The organism is Bradyrhizobium sp. Leo114, assembly GCF_055229415.2.
Window position 1 is genome coordinate 90,496 of sequence record NZ_JBUYEN020000013.1, and the last position, 26,925, is coordinate 117,420.

The 26,925-nt window shown below is 64.2% G+C and carries 18 protein-coding genes and 1 pseudogene; 10 read left to right on the forward strand and 9 right to left on the reverse strand.

Features of this window, described 5'->3' with window-relative positions; translation table 11 throughout:
- Positions 1-27: 27 nt before the first annotated feature.
- Positions 28-627, reverse strand: coding sequence for a TetR/AcrR family transcriptional regulator (locus ACZIRK_RS17845; RefSeq protein ID WP_130226168.1), 600 nt, complete (start codon positions 625-627; stop codon positions 28-30).
- Between the two features lie 102 nt (positions 628-729).
- On the opposite strand from ACZIRK_RS17845, the gene ACZIRK_RS17850 reads away from it, so the two are divergent.
- On the forward strand, positions 730-1,977 hold the full coding sequence (locus ACZIRK_RS17850; protein WP_130226167.1) for an efflux RND transporter periplasmic adaptor subunit: 1,248 nt from the start codon (positions 730-732) through the stop codon (positions 1,975-1,977).
- A gap of 243 nt (positions 1,978-2,220) precedes the next feature.
- Positions 2,221-5,403, forward strand: a complete 3,183-nt coding sequence (locus ACZIRK_RS17855; protein ID WP_463327834.1) for an efflux RND transporter permease subunit — start codon at positions 2,221-2,223, stop codon at positions 5,401-5,403.
- Between the two features lie 89 nt (positions 5,404-5,492).
- Here ACZIRK_RS17855 and ACZIRK_RS17860 read toward each other — a convergent pair whose 3' ends face one another.
- A complete protein-coding gene (locus ACZIRK_RS17860) occupies positions 5,493-5,717 on the reverse strand; it encodes a hypothetical protein (RefSeq protein ID WP_130226165.1) in 225 nt (74 codons plus the stop codon).
- Positions 5,718-6,053: 336 nt separating this feature from the next.
- On the reverse strand, positions 6,054-6,854 hold the full coding sequence (locus ACZIRK_RS17865; RefSeq protein ID WP_130226164.1) for an SDR family NAD(P)-dependent oxidoreductase: 801 nt from the start codon (positions 6,852-6,854) through the stop codon (positions 6,054-6,056).
- A gap of 192 nt (positions 6,855-7,046) precedes the next feature.
- On the opposite strand from ACZIRK_RS17865, the gene ACZIRK_RS17870 reads away from it, so the two are divergent.
- From ACZIRK_RS17870 to ACZIRK_RS17880, 3 genes and pseudogenes are all read left to right on the forward strand, one after another.
- Positions 7,047-10,517 carry an indolepyruvate ferredoxin oxidoreductase family protein gene (locus ACZIRK_RS17870; RefSeq protein WP_463327835.1) on the forward strand — a complete coding sequence of 1,157 codons (3,471 nt, stop codon included), beginning with the start codon at positions 7,047-7,049 and terminating at the stop codon, positions 10,515-10,517.
- A 243-nt stretch (positions 10,518-10,760) separates the two neighbouring features.
- Positions 10,761-11,111, forward strand: a complete 351-nt coding sequence (locus tag ACZIRK_RS17875; RefSeq protein ID WP_463327876.1) for a hypothetical protein — start codon at positions 10,761-10,763, stop codon at positions 11,109-11,111.
- 232 nt (positions 11,112-11,343) lie between these two features.
- A pseudogene (locus ACZIRK_RS17880) lies at positions 11,344-12,923 on the forward strand (alkaline phosphatase D family protein).
- 932 nt (positions 12,924-13,855) lie between these two features.
- On the opposite strand, the gene ACZIRK_RS17885 reads toward ACZIRK_RS17880, so the two are convergent.
- From ACZIRK_RS17885 to ACZIRK_RS17895, 3 genes are all read right to left on the reverse strand, one after another.
- Positions 13,856-14,068 (reverse strand): hypothetical protein, encoded by a 213-nt coding sequence (locus ACZIRK_RS17885; protein WP_028168951.1) that lies wholly within the window; start codon positions 14,066-14,068, stop codon positions 13,856-13,858.
- Between the two features lie 102 nt (positions 14,069-14,170).
- Complete coding sequence (locus tag ACZIRK_RS17890) at positions 14,171-15,409, reverse strand: aminotransferase-like domain-containing protein (RefSeq protein WP_130226459.1); 1,239 nt, start codon at positions 15,407-15,409, stop codon at positions 14,171-14,173.
- A gap of 61 nt (positions 15,410-15,470) precedes the next feature.
- Entirely contained in the window at positions 15,471-15,935 is a 465-nt protein-coding gene (locus ACZIRK_RS17895) for a DUF3124 domain-containing protein (protein ID WP_245474757.1), read from the reverse strand.
- Positions 15,936-16,062: 127 nt separating this feature from the next.
- Here ACZIRK_RS17895 and ACZIRK_RS17900 point away from each other — a divergent pair, with 127 nt between their 5' ends.
- From ACZIRK_RS17900 to ACZIRK_RS17915, 4 genes are all read left to right on the forward strand, one after another.
- Entirely contained in the window at positions 16,063-17,796 is a 1,734-nt protein-coding gene (locus ACZIRK_RS17900) for a cation:proton antiporter (RefSeq protein ID WP_130226458.1), read from the forward strand.
- Between the two features lie 111 nt (positions 17,797-17,907).
- Positions 17,908-18,981, forward strand: coding sequence for a 3,4-dihydroxy-2-butanone-4-phosphate synthase (gene ribB / locus ACZIRK_RS17905; protein ID WP_028168955.1), 1,074 nt, complete (start codon positions 17,908-17,910; stop codon positions 18,979-18,981).
- Positions 18,982-19,068: 87 nt separating this feature from the next.
- Positions 19,069-20,283 (forward strand): acyl-CoA dehydrogenase, encoded by a 1,215-nt coding sequence (locus ACZIRK_RS17910; RefSeq protein WP_028168956.1) that lies wholly within the window; start codon positions 19,069-19,071, stop codon positions 20,281-20,283.
- A gap of 174 nt (positions 20,284-20,457) precedes the next feature.
- Complete coding sequence (locus ACZIRK_RS17915; protein ID WP_165435259.1) at positions 20,458-21,375, forward strand: MBL fold metallo-hydrolase; 918 nt, start codon at positions 20,458-20,460, stop codon at positions 21,373-21,375.
- A gap of 53 nt (positions 21,376-21,428) precedes the next feature.
- On the opposite strand, the gene ACZIRK_RS17920 is transcribed toward ACZIRK_RS17915, so the two are convergent.
- The 3 genes from ACZIRK_RS17920 to ACZIRK_RS17930 form a co-directional block, all read right to left on the reverse strand.
- Positions 21,429-22,640, reverse strand: coding sequence for an ABC transporter substrate-binding protein (locus ACZIRK_RS17920; protein WP_456642406.1), 1,212 nt, complete (start codon positions 22,638-22,640; stop codon positions 21,429-21,431).
- Positions 22,641-22,891: 251 nt separating this feature from the next.
- A complete protein-coding gene (locus ACZIRK_RS17925; RefSeq protein WP_463327877.1) occupies positions 22,892-24,460 on the reverse strand; it encodes a DUF4403 family protein in 1,569 nt (522 codons plus the stop codon).
- Positions 24,461-24,744: 284 nt separating this feature from the next.
- The gene (locus tag ACZIRK_RS17930) at positions 24,745-25,431 is read right to left on the reverse strand and encodes a L,D-transpeptidase (protein ID WP_463327836.1); all 687 of its coding nucleotides are present in this window, start codon (positions 25,429-25,431) and stop codon (positions 24,745-24,747) included.
- A 279-nt stretch (positions 25,432-25,710) separates the two neighbouring features.
- On the opposite strand from ACZIRK_RS17930, the gene ACZIRK_RS17935 reads away from it, so the two are divergent.
- Positions 25,711-26,925, forward strand: a complete 1,215-nt coding sequence (locus ACZIRK_RS17935) for an ABC transporter substrate-binding protein (protein WP_130226455.1) — start codon at positions 25,711-25,713, stop codon at positions 26,923-26,925.

Below are 26,925 nucleotides of genomic sequence, written 5' to 3' on the forward strand. Positions count from 1 at the left end.
CTGAGCGGACGGAGCGGGGCAGGCGACTTACGAATTACTCTGCTCCTCGAACGCCTTCACCGATACCGCGGCGACCTGCCGCAGTGCCTCGCGGTCGGCGCCCGACGAGGCCATCACGCCCATGCCGGCGATGACTGCGGAGAGATAGCGCGCGAGCGCGGCGGGGTCAGCGGTTTCCTTCAGGTCGCCCTCGGCCTTCGCCCTGACGAAGCGCTCGCGGAGCTGGTTTTCGGTCTGCGCCCGATGGGCGGCGAGTTCGAATGGAACGTTTGCCGAGCCGGTGCCGCAGGCAAGACCGCCCTGGACCAGCAGGCAGCCGGGTGGGTTGGCCGGGTCGGTCTGGGTATCGGCGGTGCCCATCAGCATGCGCTCGGCCACCCCGCGGGCGGTCGGCGCGCTCACGATTTCTTCCATCCAGCAGGCGCGTTTGGCGCTATAACGATCGAGCGCAGCCTTCAACAGGCCCTCTTTGCTGCCGAAGGCCGCGTACAGGCTCGGCGGATTTATGCCCATAACTTCAGTGAGTTGCGCGATCGTCGCGCCCTCATAGCCGTGCCGCCAGAACACTTCCATCGCCTGGTCCAGCGCCGCGTCGGCGTCGAACGCCCGGGGCCTGCCCATCGCCATTGCGTGCTCCCTGAAAATTTCTTAACATCCGCTACATAAGTATCTTGCGGACCGGCGTCCAGATCCACATTTGTAGCGCTCACTACATTATGGAGCGCGCAAATGCCCCCCGCCCGTATTACCCCCCGTTCTGGCCGATTCCGACGCATCGTTGGCGGTATTGTGATCGTTGGCGCCGTCGCGGCGGCCGGATCGGTTCTTTCCGGCCGATATTTTTATGCCGCGCAGGCGACCAGCGCGGCCACGGCGCCTGAGCAGGCTGTCGCCGTAACGGTTGCGGCCATCGAGCCCCGACAGGCCAATCTGTGGGACGATTTCTCCGGCCGCCTCGAGGCCATCGACCGTGTCGAGCTGCGGCCGCGTGTCGCCGGCGCGATCCTGGCGACCAACTTCACCGAAGGCTCGCTGGTGAAGGCCGGCGATGTCCTGTTCAAGATCGATCCCGCGCCTTACGCCGCGGAGGTCGACAAGGCCAAGGCGCAGCTCGAGGCCGCCAAAGCGCGTGTGGTCTTCACCACAAGCGAGCTCGAACGCGGCGCGCAACTCGTCGGCAACGCGGTCGTGACCCGGCGTGACTATGACCAGCGCGACAATGCCAATCGCGAAGCCATCGCCAACGTCAAGGCCGCCGAAGCGACGCTGCAAACCGCAAAGCTCAATCTCGACTACACCGAAGTGCGCGCTCCCGTGGACGGCCGCGTCGGCAAATTCGAGGTCACCGTCGGCAATCTCGTCGCGGCCGGTACCGCGTCGCCGGTGTTGACCTCGCTGGTCTCGGTCAATCCGATCTATGCCAGCTTCGACGCCGACGAAGAGGTGGTGCTGCGCGCGCTGAACTCGATCGCAGATGCCTCCGGCACGCGCGGCAATCTCGACCGGATCCCGGTGGAGATGACGACGTCCGGCGGCACCACCGCCAAGGGGCATATCCAGCTCATCGACAACCAGGTCAACGGCCAGAGCGGCACCATCCGCGTGCGGGCGGTGTTCCGCAATGAAGACGGCCGCCTGATCCCGGGTCAGTTCGCCCGCGTGCGCATGGGCCAGCCGCAGAAGCAGACGCTTGTGCTGGTTGATGAGCGCGCGATCGGCACCGACCAGGACAAGAAATTCGTGATGGTGGTCGGCGAGGATAGCCGCGCAGTCTACCGTCCGGTCGCGCTCGGCGGCACCGTCGACGGCCTGCGTATCGTCACCTCGGGCCTGAAGTCGGGCGAGCGCATCGTCGTCAATGGCCTGCAGCGCGTGCGCCCCGGCGCTCTCCTGAAATTGGAGATCGCCGAAATGGGCGCGCGGGGCACCCAGCAGGCCGCTGCCGGTAGCAACAATCAGCATCTGGCGCAGCAGTGATGCGTGATGACTTGGCGCTCGATCGATCCGCCGGACTCCACCTCGCCCCGCTCGCGGGGAGAGGTCGGATCGCATCGAAGATGCGATCCGGGTGAGGGGGAACCTTTCCACGAGTCTATCTCTCACCGTGTTTGCGGAAGCTCCCCTCATCCCGACCTTCTCCCCGCGTGCGGGGAGAAGGAGAAACTCCCCAACTCCTGAATTGATCGCATTGGAAGGCTCCGCACAGGCGGGGGCACACCCATGAATCTCTCGAAATTTTTCATCGACCGCCCGATCTTTGCAGGCGTGCTGTCGGTCCTGATTTTCCTCGCCGGCCTGATCTCGCTGCTCGCGATGCCGATCTCGGAATATCCCGATGTCGTGCCGCCTTCGGTCGTGGTGCGCGCCACCTATCCCGGCGCCAATCCGAAGGTGATCGCGGAAACGGTCGCCACGCCGATCGAGGAGCAGATCAACGGCGTCGAGAACATGCTCTATATGAGCAGCCAGGCGACCACCGACGGCGCGATGACGCTGACGGTGACCTTCCGCCTCGGCACCGACCCCGACAAGGCGACGCAGCTCGTGCAGAACCGCGTGCAGCAGGCCGAGCCGCGCCTGCCGGCGGTGGTGCGCCAGCTCGGCATCATCACCAAGAAGAGCTCGCCCGACCTCACCATGGTGGTGCATCTGTTGTCGCCGAACAACCGCTACGACATGACGTATTTGCGCAACTACGCAGTGCTCAACGTCAAGGACCGGCTGGCGCGGATCGACGGCGTCGGCGACGTCCAGCTCTATGGCGCCGGCGACTATTCGATGCGGGTCTGGGTCGATCCGCAGAAGGCCGCCGAGCACGGCCTGACCGCGAGCGATATCGTCAGGGCGATCCAGGCGCAGAATGTCGAAGCCGCCGCCGGCGTGGTCGGCTCCTCGCCCAGCGTCAAGGGCATCGACCTGCAGCTTTCCGTCAACGCCGAGGGCCGGCTCGCCAGCGAAGAGCAGTTCGGTGAGATCGTGGTGAAGACCGGCGCGCGCGGCGAGGTGGTACGGCTGCGTGACGTTGCGCGCATCGAGCTTGGCGCCTCCGAATACGGCCTGCGTTCTTTGCTCGACAACAAGCAGGCGGTCGCGATCCCGATCAACCAGGCGCCCGGCTCCAACGCCCTCGATATCTCCACCAAGGTCCGCGCCACCATGGCCGAGATCAAGAAGAACATGCCCGATGGCGTCGACTTCAAGATCGTCTACGATCCCACGCAGTTCGTGCGTTCCTCGATCGAGGCGGTGGTGCACACGCTGTTGGAAGCGATCGTGCTGGTCGTGCTGGTGGTGATCCTGTTCCTGCAGACCTGGCGCGCTTCGATCATTCCGCTGCTCGCGGTGCCGGTGTCGATCGTCGGCACCTTCGCGGTGATGCATGTGTTCGGCTTCTCCATCAACGCGCTCAGCCTGTTCGGCCTGGTGCTCGCGATCGGCATCGTCGTCGACGACGCCATCGTCGTGGTCGAGAACGTCGAACGCAATATCGAGTCCGGCCTGTCGCCGCGGGAGGCCACCTACCAGGCGATGAAGGAAGTGTCCGGCCCGATCATCGCGATCGCGCTGGTCCTGATCGCGGTGTTCGTGCCGCTCGCCTTCATCTCCGGCCTCACCGGTCAGTTCTACAAGCAGTTCGCGTTGACGATCGCGATCTCGACCGTGATCTCGGCGATCAACTCGCTGACACTGTCGCCGGCGCTCTCGGCGCTGCTGCTGAAGGGCCATCACGAGCCCAAGGACAGGCTGACGCTGATCATGGACAAGGGGCTGGGCTGGTTCTTCCGGGGCTTCAACCGCGTCTTCACGCGCTCCTCGGAGAATTACGGCCGCAGCGTCACCAAGGTGATCTTCGGCAAGGCCGCCGTGATGGGCGTTTATGTGCTCCTGATCGGCGTCACCGCCGTGCTGTTCAAGCAGGTGCCGAGCGGCTTCGTTCCCGGCCAGGACAAGCAGTATCTGGTCGGCTTCGCGCGGCTGCCCGACGGCGCGACGCTGGATCGCACCGAGGAGGTCATCCGCAAGATGAGCGACATCGCGCTGACGCAGCCCGACGTCGAAAGCTCCGTGGCGTTCCCGGGTCTGTCGATCTCCGGCTTCACCAACTCCTCCAACGCCGGCATCGTGTTCTCGACGCTGAAGCCGTTCGACGAGCGCAAGGACGCTTCGCTCAGCGGCAATGCGATCGCCGCCGAGCTCAACAAGAAATATGCCGGCATCCAGGAAGCCTTCATCGCGATGTTCCCGCCGCCGCCGGTCAACGGTCTCGGCACCATCGGCGGCTTCAAGCTGCAGATCGAGGATCGCGCTGGCCTCGGCTATGACGCGCTCAACGAGGCGACCAAGGCGTTCATGGCGGCGATGTCGAAGGCGCCGGAGATCGCCGGCCTGTTCTCGAGCTTCCAGGTCAACGTTCCCCAGCTCTATGCCGACATCGACCGCACCAAGGCGCTGCAGCTCGGCGTGCCCGTGACGGAGGTGTTCAACACGCTCCAAATCTATTTGGGCTCGTACTACGTCAACGACTTCAACAAATTCGGTCGTACGTACTCAGTCTATGTCCAGGCCGACGCGCCGTTCCGCGCCCGCGCCGACGACATCAGGCAGTTGAAGGTGCGTTCGGCCTCCGGCGACATGGTGCCGCTATCGGCGCTGCTGAAGATCCGGCAGAGCGCAGGGCCAGAGCGCGCGATCCGCTACAACGGCTTTTTGTCCTCGGACATCAACGCCGCTGCGGCGCCCGGCTATTCGTCCGGCCAGGCGCAGGAAGCGGCGACGCGGATCGCCGCCGAAGTGCTGCCGCCGGGTTTTGCCTTCGAATGGACCGACCTGACCTATCAGGAGTTCATCGCCGGCAATTCCGGCCTCTGGGTCTTCCCGCTCGCGATCCTCCTGGTCTTCCTGGTGCTGGCTGCGCTCTATGAAAGCCTGACGCTGCCGCTCGCGATCCTCATGATCGTGCCGATGGGACTGTTGGCTGCGATGTTCGGCGTCTGGCTCTCCGGCGGCGACAACAACATCTTCACCCAGATCGGCTTGATTGTGCTGGTGGGATTGTCGGCGAAGAACGCGATCCTGATCGTCGAGTTCGCGCGCGAGTTGGAATTCGCCGGCCGTTCGCCGATCCGCGCCGCGATCGAGGCGAGCCGCTTGCGGCTTCGCCCGATCCTGATGACGTCGATGGCGTTCATCATGGGCGTGCTGCCGCTGGTGCTGTCGACCGGCGCCGGCTCGGAGATGCGTCGCGCGATGGGCGTCGCAGTGTTCTCCGGCATGATCGGTGTCACGATCTTCGGTCTGTTCCTGACGCCGGTCTTCTATGTGTTGCTCCGCAGCGCCACCGGCATGAAGCCGCTGACGCATCACGGCGAAGCGACCATTCCAACAAAGGCCCACGCGGCATGACGCCGCGCGGGCCCGGAGCGTGATCACGCATTACAAAAAGATGAAGCGGGATGGTTTCGAGGAAAAATTATCCCGCTGCGGTCCTCACCTCAAGCGGCGAGGTCCTGCAGCAGTTTCGACGAGCCGCGCACCAGCACCTTGCGTCCGGCAGGTGTTAACGCGAGCGAATCGCCCCGCATCGCGGCGAGCCCGAGCGTGATCAGGCTTTCGACCGCAAACCTGCTTATTCTCGAAGGGTTTGCTGCAGGTGCACGCAACGCTTTGAGAACTTCCCACTGATCGGTTGTCAGCTCGTAGTCAAATTCGTCGTTCATGGTCCCTCGGATTCGTTAACCATCGACGGGGCGCGTATTACCCAGCGCTCGTGAAGAACATGCGACCAGAACGAGTCAGGATTTCGAATTACGGGGATAGACCGTCACATCATCGTGTGGCTGGAATTCTTCAATATTTTCAAGCCATCCATTGAATCTTAACCAGATGATACAGCCGTGCTGCCCCTTCTCCCTCGCCCCGCTCTTGCGGGGAGAGGGGCGGGGTGAGGGGAGTCTCCGCATCTTAGGTTTTGAGAGAAATGCGTTCGCGGAGAGACCCCTCACCCGGCGCTGCGCGCCGACCTCTCCCCGCAAGAGCGGGGCGAGGTAAAGCAGTCAACCGCGCCGTACGCTGGCACCCCCATCCACAGGCAATGTGACACCCGTAATAAAACTCGCCTCATCTGACGCCAGAAACAGCGCGGCGTTGGCGACGTCCCAGCCGGTGCCCATCTTCTGGCGCAGCGGCACCTTGCTGTCGCGCTCGGCCTCGACTTCCGCGCGGCTCTTGTTGAATTCGCGGGCGCGGGTGTCGACCGCCATCGGCGTGTTCATCAGGCCGGGCAGGATCACATTGGCGCGAATGCCGTATTGCGCGTTCTGATAGGCGAGCTGTTCGGTGAAGGCGATCATCGCCGATTTCGTCGCCTTGTAGGCGACGTAAGGATAGGTCGTGATCGCCGCCATCGAGGAGATATTGATGATGGCGCCGCTGTTCTGCGCGCGCATGATCGGGATCACATGCTTGGCCGCGAGGATGCAGCTCTTGAGGTTGATCGCGACGCAGCGGTCGAACGCCTCTTCGCTGATCTCGAGCAGTTCGGCATCGCCGCCTGCGAGGCTGACGCCGACATTGTTGTGCAGGATATCGACCTTGCCCCAGCGCCGATGCGCGTCCGCCACCATCGCTTTGATCTCGGCGTTCTTCGTCACGTCGGCCTTGAAGGCGACAGCGGTGCCGCCCTTCGCCGCGATCATGTCGACGGTCTCCTGCGCCGAATCCAAATGGTGGTCGACGCACAGCACCTTGGCGCCCTCGCGCGCGAAAGTGAGCGCGGTGGCGCGGCCGTTGCCGATGCCCTCGCCGGGACTCTGGCCGGCGCCGACGACGATGGCGACACGATCTTGAAGGCGCATCTCTGCTTCACTCCCGCTTTTCGTTCTTGTCCATCGGGGTTCTCCCCGTTGACGATAGCGTTTCAAAGATGCGCGGGGCCGGCAAGGGGGCGGGAGATATGCTGTCAGGCCATGAATGCAGGCCCTTCAACGCATAGCAAAACGGTGCATTTTATGCAGCCATAAAAAGCTTGCACGAACGGGGAGCGAAGCATGTCGCTGATGGAAGTTGGCCTGGACGACAAGTACCGGTTGGACGTCAAACGCATCTTTCTTTCCGGTACCCAGGCGCTGGTGCGGCTTCCCATGCTGCAGCGCGAACGCGATCGTGCGCAGGGACTCACCACAGCGGGTTTCATCTCCGGCTACCGCGGCTCGCCGCTCGGGATGTACGACCACACATTGTGGCGGGCGAAATCTTTCCTCAAGCAGCATGACATCGCCTTCGTCCCCGGCCTCAACGAGGATCTGGCCGCGACCGCGGTGTGGGGCAGCCAGCAGGTCGGCATGTTTCCGGGCGCCAAGGTCGATGGCGTGTTCGGCATCTGGTACGGCAAGGGCCCCGGCGTCGACCGCTCGCTCGATGCGCTGAAGCACGCCAATTCCGCCGGCACGTCGCGGAATGGCGGCGTGATCGCGCTCGCCGGCGACGACCATGGCTGCCAGTCCTCGACGCTGGCGCATCAGAGCGAGCAGGTGTTCGCATCGGCGCTGATGCCGGTCGTCAATCCGGCCACGCTGCAGGACTATCTCGACCTCGGCATCCTTGGCTTCGCCTTGTCGCGCTACAGCGGCTGCTGGGTCGGCTTCAAGGCGATCTCGGAGACGGTGGAGAGCTCGGCCTCGATCATCAGCGATCCCGACCGCATCCGCATCATCACGCCGGATGATTTCGAGATGCCGCCGGATGGCCTTTCCATCCGCTGGCCGGATGCGCCGCTCGAACAGGAGCGCCGCCTGCACGGCCCGAAGATGCAGGCCGTCGCCGCCTTTGCCCGCGCCAACCGCTTCGACCGCATCGTGCTCGACTCCAAGCCGGCGCGGCTCGGCATCATGGCGACCGGCAAGGCCTATCTCGATCTGCGCCAGGCGCTGGCTGAGCTTGGTATCACCGACGCCGAGGCACAAGCGCTCGGTCTTCGCATCTACAAGGTCGCGCTGACATGGCCGCTGGAGGAATCCGGCGCCCGCGCCTTCGCCGAAGGATTGCAGGACGTGCTCGTGGTCGAGGAGAAGCGTGGCTTCATCGAGGACCAGCTCATCCGCATCCTCTACAATGTGGATGCTTCCAGGCGGCCGTCGGTGGTCGGCAAGCGCGACGAGAGCGGCGCGGTGCTGCTGCCGAGCGAAGGGGAATTGACGCCGACCATGGTCGCTGCCGCTGTCGTCGCGCGGCTGCGCAGGCTCGGCCATCGCAGTCCGATGCTGGAGCAGCACCTCGCCAAGCTGGAGGCCTTCGATCGGCCGGCCGAAGGCATCGGCGCCGCAAAACTGCAGCGCACGCCCTATTTCTGCTCGGGCTGTCCGCACAACACCTCGACCAAGATCCCGGAAGGCAGCCGCGCCATGGCCGGCATCGGCTGTCACGGCATGGCGCTGTCGATCCCGGCGCGCCGCACCGCCACCATCTCGCATATGGGCGCCGAGGGCGTGGCCTGGATCGGGCAGGCTCCGTTCACCGACGAGAAGCACGTCTTCCAGAATCTCGGCGACGGCACCTACACCCATTCAGGCCTGCTCGCACTGCGCGCCGCGGCCGCCGCCGGCGTCAACATCACCTACAAGATCCTCTATAATGATGCGGTCGCGATGACCGGCGGTCAGCCCGCCGAAGGCAGCTTCAACGTGTCGCAGATTGCGCATCAGGTCGCCGCCGAAGGCACCAAGCGCATCGCCATCGTCTCCGACGATCCCACCAAATATCCTGCCAACTATTTCCCCACTGGCGCCACCATCCATCACCGCCGCGAGCTCGATGCCGTACAGCGCGAGCTCCGCGACATCGCCGGCCTCACGGTCCTGATCTACGACCAGACCTGCGCGGCCGAGAAGCGGCGTCGCCGCAAGCGCGGGCTCTATCCCGATCCGCCCAAGCGCGTCTTCATCAACGAGCGCGTCTGCGAGGGCTGCGGCGATTGCTCAGTGCAATCGAACTGCGTCTCGGTGCAGCCGCTCGAGACCGAATTCGGCCGCAAGCGTCGCATCGACCAGTCCAACTGCAACAAGGATTTCTCCTGCATCGAGGGCTTCTGCCCGAGCTTCGTCACCGTCCACAATCCCAAGCTGCGCAAGGCCGACCGCGCCGCTACCGATCCGTCGGCACTGTTTAAGGACTTGCCGACGCCAAAGCCGCAGGCGCTGTCCGGCCCCTACAATATTCTCGTCACCGGTATCGGCGGCACCGGCGTCATCACCATCGGCGCGCTGCTCGGCATGGCCGCCCATGTCGAGGGCCTGGCGTGCTCGACGCTCGACTTCACTGGCCTGTCGCAGAAGAACGGCGCGGTCATGAGCCATGTCCGGCTCGCGCCGCGTGCGGAGGATCTCGCCAGCGTCCGCATCGCCGCCGGCGGCGCCGACCTGATCCTCGGCTGCGACATCGTGGTCGCGACCAGCGTCGCGGCGCTGAGCCGCGCCGAACGCGGCGTGACGCGCGCGATCGTCAATGCCGACCTGCTGCCGACCGCCAGCTTCGTGATGAATCCCGACATCGATTTCGAGGCGGGCGCGATGCGCGATGCGCTGAGCCAAGCCGTCACCTCGTCCGACCTCGACATCCTCGATGCCACCGGCCTTGCCACAGCGCTGATGGGCGACAGCATCGCCACCAACGCCTTCCTGCTCGGCTTCGCCTTCCAGCGCGGTGCGGTGCCGATGTCGCTGGAGGCGCTGATGAAGGCGATCGAGCTCAACGGCGCCGCGGTCGACATGAACAAGATGGCCTTCTCATGGGGCCGGCTCGCGGCGCACGACCTGGCACGTGTCGTCAGCGCCGCGCGCTTCAAAACGTCGAGCGCGGCGCCGGCACGGCGCACGCTCGACGAGACCATCGCCTTCCGCGCCAAGTTCCTCACCGACTATCAGGACGAGGCCTATTCGCAGCGGTACCTTGCCGACGTCGCGCGGGTGCGTGCCGCCGAGACTGCGGCGGCCCCCGGCTCGCATGAGCTGACGGAGGCGTTTGCAAAAGGCCTGTTCAAGCTGATGGCCTACAAGGACGAGTACGAGGTCGCGCGGCTCTACACCGATGGCGAATTCGCAAGGGCGTTGAAGGAGCAGTTCGACGGCGAGCCCGGGTTGAAGGTGCTGCTCGCCCCGCCGCTGTTCGCGCGTCGCGACAAGGTCACCGGACATCTGCGGAAGCGCGAGTTCGGGCCCTGGGTGTTCAGCGCGTTCAGGCTGCTGGCGCGGCTGAAACGCTTGCGTGGTTCCGCGCTCGATATCTTCGGCTACACCGCCGAGCGGCGGATGGAGCGGGCGCTGCCGGGCGAATATTCGGCGATGATCCTGCGCCATCTCGGCAACAAGCCGCTCGATGTGCCGCGCTTGGTGGCGCTGGCGAAGGCTGCGGAGTTGGTACGCGGCTACGGCCACGTCAAGGAAGCGAACGTCGCTCGCTATCGCCAGGAGTGCCAGCGGCTCGAAGCTGCGATCGGTCAGCCGGTCGCGCAGGCGGCCGAGTAGGTTCCGATCCGGTCCGGTGCTTGGGCTGATTCTTGAGCCTATTCTTGGGCCGCAGGAAGCAACCTGCGGCCATTGTTTTCGTTGATCGGTAACCGTGCCCACAGGATCGGCTGGAATTGTCCGGCCGGCTTCCTACATGATGGGCATGTCCACTTGGAGTCATTTCGGAGGCGTTCGGTGAGCTCCAGAAATGCAGTTCTGGCCGCCGTTGCCACCGCCGCCCTGGTCCTGAGCGTCCCGGCGATGGCGGACGATTATCGCCCCGGCGACTATTTCAATCTCGACCTCTCCAAGGCCGTGCTGTCGCCTAAGCGGCTCGGTCCGCCGACGGAGTTCGCACCGGTTCCCGTCGAAGCCAAGAGCGATCACAATGATGCTGCACATGTGGTCGCGGAACCGAAGCCGGTAGAGACGAAAAGGGTCAGGGCGGCGCGTGCTGCGCCTGTGCCTGAGCGGTCGGTGCGCACCGAGCGGCGCGTTCCCGCCCGCGCCAAGCTTGCCCGCCGCCACGGCAACCCGCTCGACGCCCAGGCCCGCGACGCCCGCATCCAGACCTGGCCCTGCCGCTCCGGCGGCATCTGCAACTGGCGTTGACGGGCGCGCCCGACAAAGTCTTAAGAGCACCACTGGCGCACACATTCTCCGTCATGGCCGGGCTTGACCCGGCCATCCACGAGAGCGCGCGCGGCTGCAAGACGTGGATGCCCGGGTCAAGCCCGGGCATGACGAGCGCGTTTTCACGAGTCATCCACCTGTCGTAAAACCGTAGGCTGGGAGTCAAGCAGCACAGGCAACCTTCGTCGCGATTCGACGGAGATCCTGCCTGATGGCGATCGCGACACGCGCCAGGCGCGGCCTGACCCGACGCCAGTTTCTGATCCGGTCAGGCTCGACCGCCGCACTCGCAAGTCTCGGCACTCTCGCAAAGCCTTATCTCAGCCGCGCCGCCGATCGCCCGAAGCTTCGGTGCGGGATTCAATCGGGTGACGTCTCTGATGATGCCGCTGTGATCTGGTCGCGTGTCGATCGGGCCGCGCGGATGCAGGTGGAATGCGCAGCCGACGAGAATTTCAAGACCATTTTGCGCGCGGCCTCAAGCGACGGCTGCCTTCAACCGACTTCACCGCAAAGCTCCTCATCGACGGCCTGCCGCCGGGACAGGACATCTTCTATCGGGTGCGCTTTGAATCGTCCGACGGACTTGCGGGCGAGGCGAGGGGCGGCCGTTTCCGCACGGCACCGACGATGCGCCAATCGATCTCCTTCGTCTGGTCCGGCGATACCGTGGGGCAGGGCTGGGGCATCGATCCCTCCCGTGGCGGCCTGCGCAGCTACCGCACCATGCTGGCGAACCGTCCCGACTTCTTCATTCATTCCGGCGACCACATCTACGCCGATTGCCCGGTGCCATCTGAGTTGCGGCTGCCGGACGGCACGCTCTGGCGTAACATCGTCACCGAAGAGAAGTCGGCGGTTGCCAGGAGCCTCGGGCAATTTCGCGGCAACTACAAATACAATTGGTGTGACGCAAACTTCCGCGCCTTCCATGCGGAAGTGCCGATGTTCGCACAATGGGACGACCACGAGGTTGCCGACGACTGGTCGCCGATCGGCAGCGCTGATGAGACCGGCTATGCCGAGGACGGCTCTTCGCGTCTGGTGGCGCGTGCGCGGCGCGCGTTTCACGAATTCATGCCGATGCGCGCTACCCCCGCGCAGGACGGCCGCGTCTATCGCAGGATCGCCTATGGTCCGCTGCTCGACGTGTTCCTCATCGACATGCGCTCTTACCGCGATTCCACGTGGAATAAAGGCGATGGCAACAGCGACAGCTTCATCCTTGGCAAGGCGCAGCTCGCATGGCTGAAGCGCGAGCTGGTCGCCTCCAACGCCACCTGGAAGGTGATCGCCGCGGACTTGCCGATCGGCCTTATCAGCCTGGATGCGGTCGCGCTCGGCGACGGCCCTCCGGAGCGCCGCGAGCACGAGATCGCCGATCTCCTGTCTTTCATGAAGTGCGCCGGCATCCGCAACACGGTCTGGCTCACCGCCGACATGCACTACACCGCGGCCCATCATTACGATCCGAACCGCGCGGTCTTCCAGGAATTCGAGCCGTTCTGGGAATTCGTCTCCGGCCCGCTGCACGCCGGCACCTGGTCGCCCGGCGTGCTCGACAACACTTTCGGCCCCAAAGCGATGTATCAGAAAGGCTGCAGCGCAGAGCAGGGCGACAACCTCGCTCCCTGCTTCGGCCTGCAATTCTTCGGCCGCGTCGACATCGATGGTGCGACCGGGGTGATGACGGTGACCTTGAAGGACGTCGACAACCGCGACCTCTGGTCGGTCGATATCGAGCCGCGGCCGGATGCGCGGCCGGGCGAGATCATGGCCGAGCACATCTGACTCCCTCCGTCATTCCGGGGCGTCCGAAGGACGAGCCCGGAATCCATTCCGGCTGCAGCCCCGTCATTGCGAGCCAACGGGTCGCGCGAACGCGCGCCCGACGACAGGCTCCGCGAAGCAATCCACGCCTCCGCTTGCGGCGCTATGGATTGCTTCGCTCCGCTCGCAATGACGACGTGGATACTTTGGGTGCGACAAATCAACTCGACGGGCAAATCAGCCCAAAGTCTGTCCAGCCGTGCTGCGAAAAATATTCCGCTTTCGCCGTCGGGCAAATCAGTGATTTAACTCCGCGCGTCTCACGGCGGATGAGGGGCGGCTCGCGATCGTCACGAACGTTGCGGTGAGATGCGGTGGACGTGAGTGTCACGACTGACGAGCGAGATACTCACGGACGGCGAAGTCGTGTGGTCCTGGCGCCCCGACGCTGGCGCTAAGTTTTTCGCGCGAACAAGTTCGCGCTTGAGATGACGGTGGCAAGAAAGCCCGGTCACCGGGGAGAGCGCGAAGGAAACCGTAACACCATCGCGCAGGGAAAGCCGGAATGCTTCGGTTGACCTGTGGTCCTACCCCCGTGCTTTTTGTTGCACGGGACCCACGGGTGCAACCAGCACCCGGCTTTCCCTGCGCCCTCTGACATCGAGGAGGGCGGAAACGATGCAAACCTCGGGCATTTCACGTCGCGAGAATGCGGACTCACATCCCCTCGGCTGTTTGAAATCTGAATCAGAACTCTCCCCTGTGGTTATGGGGCCGCTTTCGCGAGGACGACGGCGGTGCAAGGTTTGGGGAATCGTAGGATGGGTAGAGCGGCGCGAAACCCATCATCGTGCGGCTCGCTCTATCGCGATGGGTTTCGCGCCGCTCTACCCATCCTACGCAGGATCGCTGCAAAAAAGAATGGCCCCTTGCGGAGCCATTCTGTTCACGCCTCAGTAGCCGTAATTGTGATGATGCTTCTTGATGATCACCACCTTGTCGTGATGGCGATGATGCCAGCCGGGCCCGCGCATCTCGGCGTGGGCGCCGCGCCAGTGATGATGATGGTCGCCACGCTTGATTACGACGGTCTCTGCATTGGCGATCGACGGAACTGCAACGGCAATCGCGCCGAGCGCTGCAAAGACACAAGCAAGTTTCTTCATGATGTCCTCCTCCATGTGCCTGAACTAAACGGCACTTCCCGCGGAAACGTTCCGCAGGAACTTAGGGAGAATCCTGAACAACTGTTCAGCAAGCGAATGCGTTCAGCCTTGCGCGCGTTCGATATTGCCGCTGCGTGTCGGCACGCCGAATTCGCGACGGCAGACGTCGGCGAGCACGGCTACGCCTTCGCGGATCTGCTGATGCGAGGGGCTCGCGAAGCACAGCCGCAGCCGGCTGCCGGACCACGCCTTGTTGGTCGACCATTCCGGTCCCGGATTGATCGATACGCCGGCCGCGAGCGCCGCCTGGTAAAGCTTGAGCGTATCGACATGATCCGGAAGCTTGACCCAGAGAAAGATGCCGCCCTTCGGCTCTTCGAATTCCGCCACGGTGCCGAACTGCTCGCTCAGCGCCTCCATCAGCGTATCGAGCTTGGCGCGCAGGCCGCGCGTCAGCTCCGGCACATGGGTCGCAAAATGCGGCGCGCAGTATTCGGCGAGCACCATCTGCTCCAGCGCGCCGGAGCCGGCATCGGTCTTCAGCGCCAGCATCCGCGACATCACTTCCCAGGGCGCGACGATGAAGCCGACGCGCAAGGCGGGCGCGATCGATTTCGAGAACGAGCCGATATGGATCACGCCGCCCTGCTGGCTCATGGCATAGATCGCGGGCGGACGCTCGCCGCTCCAGGTGAGGTCGGCGTAGCAATCGTCCTCGAAGATCGGCACGCCATAGTCGCGCGACAGCTTCAGCATCTCGGCGCGGCGGCTCTCGGGCAGGATCGTGCCGGTCGGGTTCTGCACGGTCGGGATGGTGTAGATATATTTCGGCGTGATGCCGCGCCGCTTGTGGTCGGCGAGCGCGGCAGCCAGCGCATCGATCCGGATGCCGTCCTGGTCGAGGGGAATGCCGACGGCATTGATGCCGAGCCGTGTGAGCCGGTTCAGCGAGCCCTGATAGGTCTCCTGCTCGATCAGCACGGTGTCACCCTTCGCCAGCAGCGTGTGGTTGACGAGGTCGAGCGCCTGCAGCGAGCCGGAGACGATCAAGATGTCATCGGCCGTGCAGTCGATGCCGGCATCGCGCTTGAGCTTATGGATCAGGAATTCGCGCAAGGGCCGATACCCTTGCGGGCCGTGGGCGAGGTTATAGGTCGCGAGCGCCTTGCCCTCGCGCCTCAGCACCGCGTTGACCGCCTCAATCAGCCCGTCGACCGGAACCCCGTCCGGATCGTTGTTGCCGCCGACAAAGCTGTACTTGGCAAGCCCGGTCCACTTGGCGGCCGGTGCCGGCAGGCCGGCGGGCAACAGCGGCGCGAAATCGAATTGGGCTGACGACATGGACATTCACTCCCGTGTTGTTGTCGTTGAGAAGGCCCGGAGAAAGTCGATGGCCCTCTTGCTAGTTCTTACTGATGATCCTGATCGGTCGTCCCTGGCTGATGAAGGCATAGTGCCCCGGGCCGACGCTGCCAACCATCAGCGCTTCGACCGCGGGTTCAGCGATCTCGCCGGCTGCCGCCCAGTCCACCACGAAATTGGCGCCGGTGCCGCCGCGCACGTCGGAGGTGGGGATGAAGACCTCGATGGTTGCGAACGGCTTCAGCGCGATCGGCGCCTTGAGGTAGCTTTCAACCGGCTTGCCTTCGGTGTCGAAATAGGCGATCCGCTTCAATACAAGGGGCTTGGTCTCGGAGGTGTTGTGGACACTCAATGTCACCGAGAAATCGGCCCTGAGCCTGCCTTGGCTCATCGAAACACTGGAATAGACTGGGACGTAGAAAGAGCCGGAAACGACGAGATTCTCGGCGGGAACAGCCGTCAGCGAACTCGCAAAATCCTGCTCGATGCTGCCGCTTTGCGCCACAGAGGGGCGGGATGCGGTCAGCGATGCCAGAATCGCCAGAAACAGGCTAAGGGCGCGGATGTGACAGATTGCTCGTTTGACCCCCGTGCTTGGGTCTCTAGGTTGCGCTGAGGAGAAGCCCCAAGACATGCATGAACTTATAGGTGATATTACTTTAAGCATCCTGTTCGCCTGGGTGCTCGGCCTGTTAGCTCATTTCTCCCGGCAACCCCTGATCCTGGCCTACCTTATCGCCGGGTTTTTGATTGGTCCATTCGGCACGGGCCTGGTCAAGTCCCAGGAATCGATCAGCGTCATATCCGAGCTCGGCCTGATCTTCATGCTGTTCATGATCGGGCTCGAGATCGACCTGAAGAAGATCGTCCGCGCCGGCAAGGTGATCCTGTTCGCGGCCGGCGGCCAGCTCCTGGGCGGCTGCCTGCTCGGCATCCTGTTTTTCGTCGGCATCGGGCTGTCGATGGGCGGCGGCGGCAAGTTCGACGCGCTCTATCTCTGCGTCGCCTGCGCGCTCTCCTCGACCGTGATCATCGTCAAGGTGCTCTACGAGAAGCGCGAGCTCGATACGCTGCCCGGCCGCATCACGCTGGGCGTATTGGTGCTGCAGGACATCTTCGCGATCCTGTTCCTCGCCGTGCAGCCGAGCCTCGACAACCTCCAGATCGGCATCGTCCTGCTCTCGATCGTGCGCGTCGGCGTGCTGGTGGCGACCGCGCTGGTGCTCAGCCGCTACGTGCTGCCGCGGCTGTTCCAGCAGATCGCACGCCGCCCCGAGCTGATCCTGCTCGGCGCGCTTGCTTGGTGCTTCCTGATCGGCGAGGTTGCCGAACGCCTGCATCTATCGCGCGAGATGGGCTCGCTGGTCGCCGGCGTATCGCTGTCGACCTTCCCGTATGCGCTCGACGTCACCGCCAAGGTCACCACCTTGCGCGATTTCTTCATCACGCTGTTCTTCGTCGCGCTCGGGATGACGATCCCGGTTCCCGGTCTCTCGGTGATCGGGCTTGCGCTGCTGATCGCGGCGTTCACCGTGGTGAGCCGCCTGGTCACGACGTTCACGCCGCTCTATCTGATGAAGCAGGGCTTGAGGGCCAGCCTGCTGCCGGCGATCAACCTGGCGCAGATCTCGGAATTCTCGCTGGTGGTGATCCAGACCGGCGTTGCCGCCGGGCACATCTCCACCGCGACCTCGAGCGCCGCCTCCTTCGCTTTCGTGGTGTTGGCGGTGCTCAGCACCTTCGCGATGACCAGGAGCGGCGAGATCACCCGATCCCTGATCGGGCCATTGAAGCGGATCGGGCTTCGCGACCTCGATCAGGCCCACCCTGTGGAAGCGGATGGCCCCGAGGGCGGCCACGGCGCGCCCCGCCGGATCGTCATCCTCGGCTTTTTTCGCGCCGCCAGCGCCCTGCTCAGCCAGATCGAGCGGCAGAACGAGGCGCTGCTGGAGCAGATCAGCGTCATCGACTTCAACCCGCTGGTGTTCAGGACCTTGAAAGACCGCGGCCTGCAGGTGATCTATGGTGATATCAGCAATGTCGATACGCTGGTGCATGCCGGCATCGGCAAGGCCGAGATCATCATCCTGAGCGTGCCGGATTCGCTCCTGGTCGGCGCCAATAATGAGAAGCTGGTCCGCCATGTCCGGAGCCTCAATCCGACCGCCAAGATCGTCGCGACCGCCGATTTCCTGGCTGACGTGAACGATCTCTACGCCGCCGGAGCCGACTACGTGACGGTGACGCGGATCAGCGACGCGAGCGAGCTGTTCTCGGTGATCGAAGCGGCGGACGCCGGTCTCTTGGCAGAGAAGCGCGCCGAGATGGATGTGCAGCTCGCCGAGCGGCGCGAGGTGTTGCCCTAGATGCTGGTGGGCGGAATGCATGCTGGTATGCCTGCTGCCATGCGGATTGATGCTGGCGCGGGCTGCCGGTTCCGGCTAATGCACTGGCAGCAAGAAGCGAGATTTTGACACATGGCCGATACGATCCAGGAAGTGTTGCAAGCCTTTGCGAAGGGCGAACTCGTCGTCGTCACCGATGACGAGGATCGGGAAGGCGAGGGCGATCTGATCGTCGCGGCCTCGCTCTGTACTGCCGACAAGATGGCCTTCATCATCCGTCACACCTCCGGCATCGTCTGCGCGCCGATCACCACCGACGACGCGAAGCGGCTGCGGCTCGACCCGATGGTCGCGCACAACGATTCCAGCCACACCACTGCCTTCACCGTCTCGATCGACTACAAGCCCGATGGCGGCACCGGCATTTCGGCCGACGAGCGCGCCTCCTGCTGCCGCGCGCTCGCCAATCCCAATGCCGGCGCCAATGATTTTGCCCGGCCGGGCCACATCTTCCCGCTGATCGCCCGCGACGGCGGCGTGCTGCTGCGCTCCGGCCATACCGAAGCCGCGGTCGACCTCTGCAAGCTCGCCGGCCTGCCGCCGGTCGGCGTGATCAGCGAATTGATGAACGACGACGGCACGGTGATGAAGGGCGAGCAGGTCGCCCGCTTTGCCGCCGCCAACAAGCTCAAGCACGTCACGATCGCCGATCTGATTGCCTATCGCCAGGCCCGCGAGAAACTGATCGAGCGGGTCGCGACGTTCACGACCGACAGCCCGATCGGCCCGCTGCAGGGCTATGCCTACCGCTCGCCATTCGACGAGATCATGCACGCCGCCTTCGTCTATAACGGCATCGGCGACGGCAAGAACGTGCTGACGCGGCTGCACAAGCCGAACATCGTCAAGGACATCTTCACCGGTGGGGCGCGCATGGAAGCCGTTCTGCGCCAATTCAAGAACGCTGGCCGCGGTGTGCTGGTCTACTTGCGCGACGGCGCGGCCGGTGTTCCCGTTGAGCCCGTTGGCACGCAGACTGCGGAGGCAGATCGCAACCGGCAATGGCGCGAGGTCGGCGTCGGCGCACAGATCCTGCGCGATCTCGGCGTCACCTCGATCCGCAATCTCACCTCATCCGTGCATGACTACAAGGGATTGTCCGGTTTCGGCATCGAGATCGTCTCCAACGAGAAGCTCGAAAGCTGACCAGGGGAACCCAATGCAATTGCGCTTCCACTCACGGCGCTTTAATTTATCGGGTAATTCCGAAACGACGAGACGAAAGGGATCTTCATGAGCGTGCGCCCCCAGGCCAAGGACAAGCCGGCTGCGGCTTCTTTCCAGTGGGATGATCCGTTCCTGCTCGATGACCAGCTCACCGAAGACGAACGCATGATCCGCGACACCGCGCGCGCCTATGCGCAGGACAAGCTGCTGCCCCGCGTCATCAACGCCTATCTGGAAGAGAAGACGGATCGCGAGATCTTCAACGAGATGGGGGAACTCGGCCTGATCGGCGTCACGCTGCCGGAGGAATATGGCTGCGCGAATGCGAGCTATGTGGCCTATGGCCTCGTCGCACGCGAGATCGAGCGGGTCGATTCCGGCTATCGCTCGATGAACTCGGTGCAGACCTCGCTGGTGATGTACCCGATCTATGCCTATGGCGATGATAACCAGCGCAAGAAATATCTGCCCAAGCTCGCCACCGGAGAATGGGTCGGCTGTTTCGGCCTGACCGAGCCGGATGCGGGTTCCGATCCCGGCGGCATGAAGACCCGCGCCGAGAAGGTTTCCGACGGCTACCGGCTGACCGGCAGCAAGATGTGGATCTCGAACGCGCCGATCGCCGACGTCTTCGTGGTGTGGGCGAAGTCGGCCGCGCACGACAACCAGATCCGCGGCTTCATCCTGGAGAAGGGCATGAAGGGCCTCTCCGCGCCGAAGGTCGGTGGCAAGCTGTCGCTGCGCGCCTCCATCACCGGCGAGATCGTGCTTGATGGTGTGGTGGTTCCGGAGAGTGCGCTGCTGCCCAATGTTTCCGGTCTCAAGGGGCCGTTCGGCTGCCTCAACCGCGCCCGCTACGGTATCTCCTGGGGCGCGATGGGCGCCGCGGAGGACTGCATGCACCGTGCACGGCAATATACGCTCGACCGCAAGCAGTTCGGCCGCCCGCTCGCCGCGACGCAATTGGTGCAGAAGAAGCTTGCGGACATGGAGACCGAGATCGCGCTCGGCCTGCAGGCCTCGCTTCGCGTCGGCCGGCTGATGGACGAGGGCAAGATGGCGCCGGAGATGATCTCCATCGTCAAGCGCAACAATTGCGGCAAGGCCCTCGACATCGCCCGCATGGCGCGCGACATGCACGGCGGCAACGGCATCCAGATCGAGTATCATGTGATGCGCCACGCCGCGAATTTGGAAACCGTGAACACCTATGAGGGCACCCACGACGTGCACGCGCTGATCCTGGGCCGCGCCATCACCGGCATCCAGGCGTTCTCGTAAGCGCTGATCTTGTGGAGCGATATGTAACCCCTTGCTCCGTCATGGCCGGGCTTGTCCCGGCCATCCACGTGTGAGCTTCCGGAAAGAAAGCGCGTGGATGCCCGGGACATCTGCGCGAAGACGCGCTTCGCGCTTTTGCCCGGGCATGACGGAATCAGCGTCAGGTGTGCAGCCATGGCCGACAACGACGACATCCCGTTCAACCGCGATTTTCCGCTGCAGCCCGGCGTGGTCGACGAAGCCCGCCCCGGCGTGCGGCGCGTCCTCTGCAACAATCCGAGCCCGTTCACCTTCACCGGCACGGTCAGCTACATCGTGGGCCAGGGCAATGTCGCGATCATCGATCCCGGCCCGGATGATGAAGCGCATGCCAAGGCGCTGCTCGATGCCGTGCGCGGCGAGACCGTGACGCACATCCTGGTCACCCACACCCATCGCGACCATTCGCCGAACACCGCGCGGATCAAGCAGGCGACCGGCGCGCCCGTTTATGCCGAGGGCCCGCACCGCGCTTCGCGGCCGCGGTTCGAGAGCGAGAAGCATAATCCGGAGTCCGGTGCCGACCGCGACTTCAGGCCGGACATCGAGGTCAAGAGCGGCGACGTGATCGAAGGTTCCGGCTGGGCGCTGGAGGCGGTGGCGACGCCGGGCCATACCGCCAATCACCTCGCGTTCGCCTGGCCCGAGCGCGGCATCAATTTCGTCGGCGATCACGTGATGGGCTGGTCGACCTCGATCGTGGCGCCGCCGGACGGATCGATGATCGACTACATGGCTTCGCTGGAACGGCTGGAGCAGCGGCCGGAGGAACTCTATTTCTCGGGTCATGGCCCCGAAATCACCGAAGGGCCGCGCTACGTCCGTTTCCTGGCGCGGCACCGGAAGGCGCGCGAGGCCTCGATCCTGCATCGCCTCGCCAAGGGCGAAGCCGACATCCCGACCATGGTGCGGGCGATCTATATCGGCCTCGATCCGCGGCTAACCGGCGCTGCCGGCTATTCCGTGCTGGCGCATCTGGAGGATCTGGTCGCCCGAGGGATCGTCACGACCGACGGCGATCCGGTGATCGGGGGAACATACCGGTTGGCGTGATGCGCAAATGACGGATGGGGCGGTCCATCCGCCATTCGCCTACGTCGTGCGCGTCAGTGCGTCACCAGCGGGCAGCCGCCCTTGTCGAGCGGACGGAACGCTTCGTCGCCGGGCACGGTGGCGAGCAGCTTGTAGAGGTCCCATTCGCCCTTGGATTCCGAGGGCTTCTTCACCTCGAACAGGTACATGTCGTGCACCATCCGCCCGTCGATGCGGATCTTGCCGTTCTTGGCGAAGAAATCGTTCACCGGCGTCGCCCGCATCTGCGCCATCACTTTCGGCGCCTCGTCGGCGCCGATGGCCTCGATCGCCTTGAGGTAATGCATCGTCGCCGAATAGAGCCCGGCCTGGATCATGGTCGGCATGTGCCCGACCTTCTCATTGAAGCGCTTCGAGAAGGCCCTCGTCTCGTCGTTCATGTCCCAGTAGAAGGCATCCGTCACGATCAGGCCCTGGGTTGCCTGGATACCGAGCGAATGGGTGTCGGTGATCTCCTGCAACAACGCGATCATCTTCTGGCCGCCCTGGGTGAGGCCGAATTCGGCGGCCTGCTTCAGCGCGTTGGTGGTGTCGCCGCCGGCATTCGCGAGCGCCACGACCTTGGCCTTCGAGGCCTGCGCCTGCAGCAGGAAGGAGGAGAAGTCGGAGGTGTTGAGCGGGTGGCGCACCTCGCCGAGCACCTTGCCGCCGCTTTCCTTGACGACGTTGGCAGCGTCGCGCTCGAGCGCCATGCCGAACGCATAATCGGCGGTGACGAAAAACCAGGTGTCCTCGCCGCGCTTGACCATCGCCTTGCCGGCGACGTTCGACAGTGCGTAGGTGTCGTAGGTCCAGTGCACGGTGTTGGGCGAGCAGGCAACGCCGGTGAGGTCGGACGTGCCGCCGCCGGAATTGATATTGATCTTGTTCTTCTCGCGCGTCAGCGCCGAGATCGGCAGCGCGACCGAGGAGGTCGGCACGTCGAAGATCGCATCGACCTTCTCGTTATCGTACCAGTTCCTGGCAATGGCGACGCCGACGTCCGGCTTGTTCTGATGGTCGGCCGAGACCACCTCGACCGGCTTGCCCTTCACCTTGCCGCCGTAGTCGGCGACCGCCATCTGCACCGCGGCGACCGAGCCCTTGCCGGTGGCATCGGCATAGAGGCTGGACATATCGGTGAGCACACCAATTTTGACCACGTCGTCGGAAATCTGGGCGTTGGCCGCGCCGCCGGAAGCGGCAAGCGCGAGACCCGCCGCAAGGGCGGCCGCAAGCGGTTTCATCGTTTCTTCTCCCTAACTTCTTGTTGAGGATTTTTATTAACGCCGCCAGTTCTATCCGGTGCCATCACGGCGGCAAAGCCCTGGACCGCGAACAAGGCGGCAGGGAGGTTTGCTCACGCGCAGCCCATAGCCCGGGTGGAGCGCAGCGCAACCCGGGACGTCTGTATCAGCATTGACGAGCGGCCCCCGGTTACGCGTTCCGCTCCACCCGGGCTACGGCGGTCCCCGCAAGAGCGGGGCGAGGGAGAACCTCAAAGGGTCGGCAGCTTCTTGATGGAGACGTCGATCGCGCCTTCGGTTTCCACGATCACGCGCAGCGTCTTGGAGTCGAAGGCGATGCCGGCGAGTCGCAGGCTCGTGATCTCGGTCGAAACCTTCACGCCGTCGTCGTTCTTCTGGTAATCGGCGATCGCAGCGGCGAGCTTCTCGCGGGCGTTGCTCGCGAACGGCTTCAGGTCGACGGTCATCTTCTCCGCGAGTGCGCGCTGCAGCTGCGGCACGGCGGCGCGTGCCGCAGCACCCAGCAGGCCGAAGGCGGCCTCGGATTCGACCGCCAGCTCGATATCGGTCAGCCGCACGATCTGTTGCGCCTGGTCCAGCACCGGCCGTCCCCAGATGTGCACGGTTGCCTCGGCGCCGAAGCCGAAGAAGCTCTTCTTCTCCTTCGCGTTCACCAGCAGCGAGATCAGAAGGCGATCGCCGGAGGCCGCCACGCTCGCGTGCTTCACCGTGACGTCGACCGGACCGGAGCCATCCTCCGGGAAGGTCTTGCCGGCGAGCTGCGCCTCCAAAAGCTTTGTCAGCGACACAAAGGACATGTCGACAGGCATGCCGATGCTGACATGGCCCGGCGTCTGCGGCCCGATCAGGATCGTCGATGGGAACGGGCAGTCCGGCTTGGTCGGCGCCTCCGTGATCCGGGTCTCCGCTTCGATGCCGAGCGTCAGCGTTACCGCGGAAGCGTCGACACGCGGCTGCGCCGCCAGCGCACGGATCGGGCGAAGCTCCAGCCACATTGGCGGCATGTTGGCGACCGCACCCGCGCCCTGCAGCGGAATCGAGCGGCAGGCTTTCGCCCATTGCGCGCGCGCATTCTGCTCGAAGGTCGGATCGTTGCGCATCTTCGTCTGCACGGCGGTCAACTGGTCGGCGACGGTCTTGTCGATCAGCGGCTTGACCTGCGCCGGCACGTTGACGCGGACGCCTGCGACCGACAGGCCGGTGTCGCCGAGATTGACCTGCGCCTGCAGGTTTGGCTCGATACGCCAGGCTGCGGCCAGCCGGGGCCGCGAGGTGACGACCACATTGCCTTTGATCTCGGCGTTGGCATTGATCTGTTTGATGTTGATGTCGCCGATCTGCTTGGCCGCATTGGCGCCGAGCAGGCTACCGAGCACGTCGCCGATCGCGCCCGTCGCCTTCGCCGACAGCGAGCCTGTGACGTTCAGCGCACCCGTCAGCGGCGTGGTGAGCGACAGCACGTCCTCTGCTCCGGTCGCCGCGATCGGCCCACGCGAGGCGGTCCAGCCGATATCGGCATTCTGCAGGATCTGCGGCACCGGATTGTCGGCCTTGCCGTTGAAATTCTTCGGCGTACCGCGGTCGGCGACGTCGCGGATCGCTGACAGCGCAATGGCGACCGGCGCCATCACCACCGAGCTGCGCGGCGCCGGCGGCAGCGGCGGCAATTCGGCCAGCGGCGGTGCCGGCACCGCGGCATGCGGCGACAGCCAGTCCATAGCCTTCAGGCTGATCAGGAACGACGCCGCAATCACCACGACGCCAATCACTATCGTCTTCGGACGCATCGGCAGACGCATCATTCCCCCGGATCGAGAAACCCCCGATTTGCTTATTATAGGGAAGGGGAAAGATGCGCCAGTGCGGCGGGTCGGTGTCCGTGTTGCGGCGTTTCTGGGTCGCGCGCCGTTTGGTTGAACATGGCCGTCCGTAGCCCGGGTGAAGCGTCAGCGTAACCCGGGACCTGCGGCGCGGATGCAGACGTCCCGGGTTGCGCTGCGCTCCACCCCGGCTACGAGAGCCCGCGAAATGAAAACGGCCCCGGCCAATGCCGGAGCCGCTCTTGAATCCAGTCTTTCAGCGCTTATCGCACCGTCGTACCGAGATCGGCGCGGCGGTCGGTCATCGGCAGCACGATCACCTTGGTTCCGACGTTGACCCGAGAATAGAGGTCGATCACGTCCTCGTTGATCAGCCGCAGGCAGCCGGAGGAAACGTGGGTGCCGATCGTCTCCGGCGCATTGGTGCCATGGATGCGATAGACGGTGCCGCCGAGATACATGGCGCGGGCGCCGAGCGGGTTGCCGGGGCCGCCGGCCATGTAGCGCGGCAGGTAGGGCTGGCGGGCGATCATTTCCGGCGGCGGGGTCCAATCCGGCCATTCCGCCTTCTTGGTGATGGTCTGGACGCCGGACCAGGTGAAGCCGTCGCGGCCAACACCGATGCCATAGCGGAGCGCCTGGCCGTTGCCGAGCACATAATAGAGATAGGTGTGCGGGGTATCGATGATGATCGTGCCGGGCGCTTCACGCGTCGCGTAATTGACCACCTGGCGGCGCAGGCGCGCGGGCAGTTCGAACCGGCCCTCACCCTGCGGCGGCGTAGCCTCGACGGATGGCGGCGGCGCGGCTTCGGTCGGCGGCGTCATGAGGAACGGGAAGAACGGCAGCGGTGCGGCCGCGCTCGATGTAGAAAAACCAATGGTGCCAATCGCCAGCGCGCCAAATGCGGCGGCGGCGAGACGCGAGTTTCGCTTAATGGAATTAAACATTATCGACCCCTGTCTGACTACACCCTGTGGCGCCGCTTGCGGTTTAGCGCCTCGTTGATGTGATCCAATACAGGTCAAGCGTTTCGGGACATTTGCACGAAATCGCCAAAATGGTTTCGTGGGGGTAAGGAATTGTTTCGTTAAGATTTCGTCGCTGCGCGCCGGCTGCCCAACCTACGTTCTTGACTTGCCGTTTGCGTCGCGGGCAAACTGTTGGTCCAATTAAAAGAAAAACAAACGCATCAGGCAAAAAGACCTGTTGCGGCAGGGAGTTTAGAAATGAAGCCATTCTTGAAATGGCTCGCAGCCGCGAGCATTCTCGGTCTCGGTTTTTCCGCCCAAACCGCTTTAGCCCAGCAGCCCATCCGTATCGGTGTGCCGACCTCCATCCAGCTCCAGGTCGGGCGCGACACCCAGAATGCAGCGAAGCTGGCGGCCGACGAGATTAACGCCAAGGGCGGCGTGCTCGGCCGCAAGCTCGAGATCGTCGTCGCCGACGAAACCGAGAACCCCGAGCAGGGGATTGCCGCGATAAAGAAGCTCACCGCCGACGACAAGGTCGACGTGCTGATCGGCGGCTACACCTCCGGCGTCACGCTGGCGCAATTGCCGCACATCTCCCGCGCCAAGACCATCTATATCGGCGTCGGTGCCGCTTCGCCCGCAATCACCGCGAAGGTGAAGGCCGACTACGACAATTACAAGTATATTTTCCGCGCCTTCCCGATCAACGCGGCGCACCAGGCCCGCGCGCTTGTCGACTTCATCAATGGCAAGCTCAAGGACGACATGAAGTACACCAAGATCGCGATCGTCGGTGAGAACGCGAAATGGGTGCAGGATCTGGTGCCGATCCTCAAGAAGGGCGCGATCGACGGTGGCACCGAGGTGAAGCTCGCCGAATTCTTCGACACCTCGACCGCGGACTTCTCGCCGCTGTTTGCCAAGGTCAAGGACAGCGGCGCGCAATACCTGATCGTGATCCTCTCGCACGCCTCGTCGGACGTGTTCGTCAAGCAGTGGCATGACGCGCAGGTGCCGATCCCGATCGGCGGTATCGACGTCAAGAGCCAGGACGCCGACTTCTTCAGCCGCGTCGGCGGCAAGGCCAACAGCGAAACGGTTGGCATGTTCGCGATCCGCGCGCCGCTGACGCCGAAGACCATTCCGTTCTGGGATGAATTCGTCAAACGCTACGGCACCGCGCCTGTCTACACCGGCATCGGCGCCTATGATGCGGTCTACGTCTATGCCGACGCGGTTGCCCGCGCCAAGTCGACCGAAGCCGACGCCGTCATCAAGGAACTTGAGAAGACCGACCATGTCGGCATCGCCGGCAAGCTGGTGTTCGACGAGTTGCATGATGTCAAGACCGGCCCCGGCCTGCAGAACCTCTTGTTCGTGCAGTGGCAGCCGAACGGCGAGCGCGTCGTGGTCTGGCCAAAGGAAGCGGCCACCGGCAAGATGATCGCTCCGCCCTGGATGAGCAACTGA